The following is a 4,336-nucleotide window of genomic DNA, read 5'->3' as shown; positions in this document are numbered from 1 at the left end:
CCGGGTTGCCGCCGGCGTCGTACAGATATCCCAGAGCGACGCCGGAATCCGGCCGATATCCCTGGCGAACAGGAACGTCACGCCGACCAGCAGCACGCCGGCCACGAGCAGGATCGCCATGACTTGCATGTTCGACAGGCTGAAGCCGGAACGGCTGTGGTCTTTGGTGTGCTTGGACATGGTGGCGACGGAATGCTGAAAACGAAGTATAAAAAATTCCGCGCCCTTGCGCTTGCGTCAAATTGTCACACCCCGGCAGCCATGTTCGCTTTCCTCGCCGTTCCGGCAGCCCGGAAACCGCCGCCACGGGCGTAAAATGACGTCATGGATACCCCGCAACACCTGAGTTTTCGCACCTACGGCGCCGATGGTCCGTTGCACAGCCACGACCACGTGCAGATCGTCTTGCCGATGCAGGGCGAGATGGACATCGAGGTCGACGGCCGCGGCAATACGCTTGACATCACGCGCGCGGCTTTCGTCGCGCCCGATATCAACCACGCGCAATCGGCGCAAGGTCCCAACCGTTTCCTGATCCTCGACTGCAAGCTGGTCGACATCGGCGCCGATGCCGCCGAACGCCTGCGTCGCCAGACCTTCCTGCCAGTTGCGGCGGCGGTGCGAAGGCTGGTCGAGTTCATCGATCTGAGCATCGATCTGAGTCGCACCGGTCCCGCCGGACTGGTGTTGCCGGAATCGGTGGTGCGCCATTGCACGCCGCTGTTGCTGGAAGCATTGACCGCGATGCCGCAACGGCACTCGCGCCTGCACGGTTTGCTGCTGCGCATCGACGCTGCGCCCGGGCAGGTATGGACAGCAGCGCGCATGGCACGGGTGGCGAACCTTAGCGCCAGCCGCTTGCATGCCCTGTTCAAGAGCGAACTCGGCCGTACGCCGCAGGAGTGGCTCTCGGACGTGCGCCTGCGCTTCGTGCAGGATGCGCTGGCCGGATCGGATACGCCGCTGGCTGAACTGGCGCTGCGTGCCGGCTATTCCGACCAGAGCGCCCTGACGCGCGCAATGCGCCGCACCACCGGCATGACGCCGGCCGCTTATCGACGTGAACATCGTCGCGAACATCGGCAGTAATTTTTCTCCTGCAGTTTCCTCCTGCAATAGCCTCAGCCCATTTTTGAAGAGCCGCAGTCAAGACGCGCGCCGCCGCTTTGCCTATCCTGCGTGGAGCAAATCGAACAAGGCGGAACATGAAAAGCAATATCTTGGTTGGCGTCGGCAACGGCGTTGCGGCGGGAGCGTTCTGGGGGCTGGTGTTCCTGGCGCCGCAAGTGCTCGGCAGCTTCAGCGCGCTGCAATTGTCGGCGGCGCGTTACCTGGCCTACGGCGTCGTCGCTGTGCTGCTACTGGCGCCGCGCTGGCGCACCTTGTCGGGACGGCTGGGTCGCGCCGAATGGCTGGCGCTGGCGTACCTGAGCCTGCTCGGCAACATCCTGTACTACCTCTTCCTTGCCAGTGCCGTGCAATGGGCAGGCGGGGCGTCGACCTCGCTGATCATCGGCCTGCTGCCGGTGGTGGTGACGCTGGTCGGGGCGCGCGATGAAGGTGCGCTCAAACTGTCGTCGCTGATGGCACCGCTGGCGCTGTGCCTGTTAGGGGTCGGCCTGGTCGGCGTGCAGGCCTTATCGGCTGAGCATGCAACGACGGATCTGGCAACGCGCGCGGCGGGCCTGCTGTGCGCGTTCGGCGCGCTGGCGTCGTGGTCGGTCTACTCGGTGCGCAACAGCCGCTGGCTGTCGCGCAGGCCCGATATTTCCTCGCATGACTGGTCGTTGCTGACCGGCGTCGTCACCGGCGCGTTGGCCTTGTTGCTGGTGGTGCCGGCGTTCACACAGGGGATGGATGGTCATGGCGGCAGCGACTGGCTGCGCTTCTGGGCGGTGGCGGCGGCCGTGGCGATCTTTGCTTCGGTGGTGGGCAATGCCTTCTGGAATCGCGCCAGCCGTCTATTGCCGCTGACGCTGACCGGCCAGATGATTATCTTCGAAACACTGTTTGCGCTGCTGTACGGTTTCCTGTGGGAACAACGCTGGCCGACGCGGCTGGAAGTGCTGGCGATCGTCTGCCTGGTGAGCGGGGTGGTGTGGTGCGCTTCATTGCATCGCAGTCATGCGATGTCGCCGGTTGAAGTCTGATTGGTGCGAAGATCGCTGGCGGACAGGGCCTGCCAACTGATAACATCAGGACTCCAAAGCTGGAATATAAAAAGTAAAAGACAGTTGCCATCCTGAACACTTCCACTCCATGCCCAATTTCATCGATCCCACCGATTTCGAAGCGCTGAAACAGGACGACGCCTTGCCGTCGCCGAGCGGCGTCCGTCTCAACATCATGCGCATGTGCCGCCAGGAAGACGTTTCCCTGGTCGAACTGGTCACGCAGATCCAGGCCGATCCGGTGCTGGGCGGCCGCATCATCAAGATCGGCAACGGCGCCTCGATCAACAAGGGCCGTCCCATCGTCGCCATCAGCAAGGACGTGTTGCTGATGATCGGCCTGGATGCGGTGCGCCAGGTTCGCCAGCGGCCTGCTGGCCAATATCGGCAGCCTTGGCCTGGCCGCGGCGCGTCCCGACGACTATGCCGGCGTGCTGTCAAGCGTCGCGAACGACGACCGTGGTGGTGAGAAATTGCGCGACGCCGAAAAAGCCGCCTTCGGTTACACCCATCTCGATCTGGCCGCCGCCATGATGCAGGACTGGAGCATCCCGCGCCTGTTCTGCGAAGCGGTGCTGCATCACAAGGCGCCGTCGCAGTCGGGACTCGACGAGGAGTCTCGTCATTTACGGCTGGCGCAGATGCTGCATGTCGCCGGCATCATCGCCGATTATTGCGTGGCGCCTGAAGGTGCGCGGGTTCAGGCTTTGCAGGCCTTGCTCGATGCCGGCGCGCCGCTCAACGGCGAGGTCGATCACGTCATTGCGCTGTGCGACCGCGTGGGGCGCGACTGGATGGAATGGAGTTCGATGGTGAACATTTCCGCACAGGCGTTGCCACCGACGCGCGACGTGTTGGCGCAGTTGCGCGAACAATCCGGGCAATAAGAAATCGCATCTCCCGGAGCTGCTTCAATCCAATTTTTTTACGGATGACAACTCCGGATACATGGCCGCCGCCAGCAGGCACACTGTTTCCACCGCATCCGCACGCGCCAGGTCATGCACCACAGGGCGTTGCTGAACCAGGGCCGCACAGGATGCGGCAGCGGTGACACGGCGCTCAAACAAATCTTCCATCGTCTGCAACCAGTTGTCGAACTCGACGTGCGCCAGCCTCTCCGCCGCGGTTGCCGATTTTCTTTCTTCCAGCCAGATATGCGTAGCCGCACACGCCAGCCGGCGCGCGAGCGCGACGCTGGTGCGGGCGTCGTGGATTTGACGTGCATTCATGTCGCCTTCGCGCAGTAGCCGTTGCAGCAGCAGGCCGCTTTCGATATTCACCACGCAGGCTTCGCGCCGCCGTGCGTGCATTTGCGCAGCGTGCGGCTGCGACGCCAGTGCGCCGCGCAGGCAAGCCAGGTTGATCACGATCATGTGCGACAGGCTGCGATGCAGGTTGGCCTGGCGGCGGTGGGGCCACAACAGATAAGTGGCGACAATCGCCACCACGGCGCCGATGACGTTGTTGCCGGCGCGCAGCAGCGCATTGCTCAGTTGCAGTTGCAGTTGCGGCTGGGCTGCGACGTCGGCTACCAGCACGAACACCGGCGTCAGAAACAACGAATACAAGCCATAGCTGACCGGGCGCAAGCCCATCGACAGCGCCGCCATCGGAAACACCAGCAAGGCCAGCGCCAGCGGCGAATGGATGTACAGGCATAGCGCCACCGCCAGCACACCGCCGACGATGCTGCCGACGGCGCGCTCCATGCTGCGCGACCAGCTGTCGGCGACCGAGGGTTGCATCACCAGCATGGTCGCCATGGTCGCCCAATAACCGAACGGCAGCTGCAGCAGGTGAACGATCAGGTAGGTGATTCCAGCTGCGGCTGCACATCGAAGGCCGTGGCGTACTTCCGCCGAACCGCTGCGAAGGTGCGCCGCAGCCATGCGCAGTGCATCGAGTGCGCCATGGCGCAATGAGGGTTGCGGCAGGGGCGGACGCGCCGCGCGTTTCCAGTCGGCCAGCACCATCAGGCCATCTGCGTCATGCAGATCGCGCAGTTGCAGCAGTTGCGCCACCTGCGATGGCGCACGGCCAACCAGCTGGCGCAGCCGCAGCATGGCGCGCGCATCTTCCGTGTCGCTGTGGACGAGGTTGCGTTTGCCGGGAGTTGCCGCGACACCGCTCTGTATGGTGCGCAGCAACAGCGCCATGGCGTT

6 protein-coding genes are annotated in these 4,336 nt (G+C 63.8%); 4 read left to right on the top strand and 2 right to left on the bottom strand.

All coding sequences use genetic code 11. The features are described 5' to 3' along the window. Window positions 1-180 (bottom strand): hypothetical protein (locus tag HLUSI_RS0113465; protein WP_029363492.1); only part of this gene is annotated, 180 nt, incomplete at its 3' end. A gap of 144 nt (window positions 181-324) precedes the next feature. On the opposite strand from HLUSI_RS0113465, the gene HLUSI_RS0113460 reads away from it, so the two are divergent. The 4 genes from HLUSI_RS0113460 to HLUSI_RS34130 all read left to right on the top strand — a co-directional run bounded on the left by HLUSI_RS0113460 (window position 325) and on the right by HLUSI_RS34130 (window position 3,058). Next, window positions 325-1,089: a helix-turn-helix transcriptional regulator gene (locus HLUSI_RS0113460; RefSeq protein ID WP_016834473.1), complete on the top strand. Its 765-nt coding sequence runs from the start codon at window positions 325-327 to the stop codon at window positions 1,087-1,089. Between the two features lie 116 nt (window positions 1,090-1,205). Next, window positions 1,206-2,150, top strand: coding sequence for a DMT family transporter (locus tag HLUSI_RS0113455; RefSeq protein WP_016834472.1), 945 nt, complete (start codon window positions 1,206-1,208; stop codon window positions 2,148-2,150). 109 nt (window positions 2,151-2,259) lie between these two features. Further along, entirely contained in the window at window positions 2,260-2,640 is a 381-nt protein-coding gene (locus HLUSI_RS34135) for an HDOD domain-containing protein (protein WP_050977715.1), read from the top strand. Beyond that, window positions 2,543-3,058, top strand: a complete 516-nt coding sequence (locus HLUSI_RS34130; RefSeq protein ID WP_238533998.1) for an HDOD domain-containing protein — start codon at window positions 2,543-2,545, stop codon at window positions 3,056-3,058. Before HLUSI_RS34135 ends, HLUSI_RS34130 begins: the two co-directional genes overlap by 98 nt. Before the next feature lie 24 nt (window positions 3,059-3,082). On the opposite strand, the gene HLUSI_RS0113445 is transcribed toward HLUSI_RS34130, so the two are convergent. Beyond that, window positions 3,083-4,336 (bottom strand): FUSC family protein (locus tag HLUSI_RS0113445; RefSeq protein WP_016834471.1); only part of this gene is annotated, 1,254 nt, incomplete at its 5' end.

This window comes from Herbaspirillum lusitanum P6-12, from assembly GCF_000256565.1.
Taxonomy (GTDB): domain Bacteria; phylum Pseudomonadota; class Gammaproteobacteria; order Burkholderiales; family Burkholderiaceae_D; genus Herbaspirillum; species Herbaspirillum lusitanum.
This window is presented reverse-complemented; position numbering and strand designations above follow the sequence as displayed.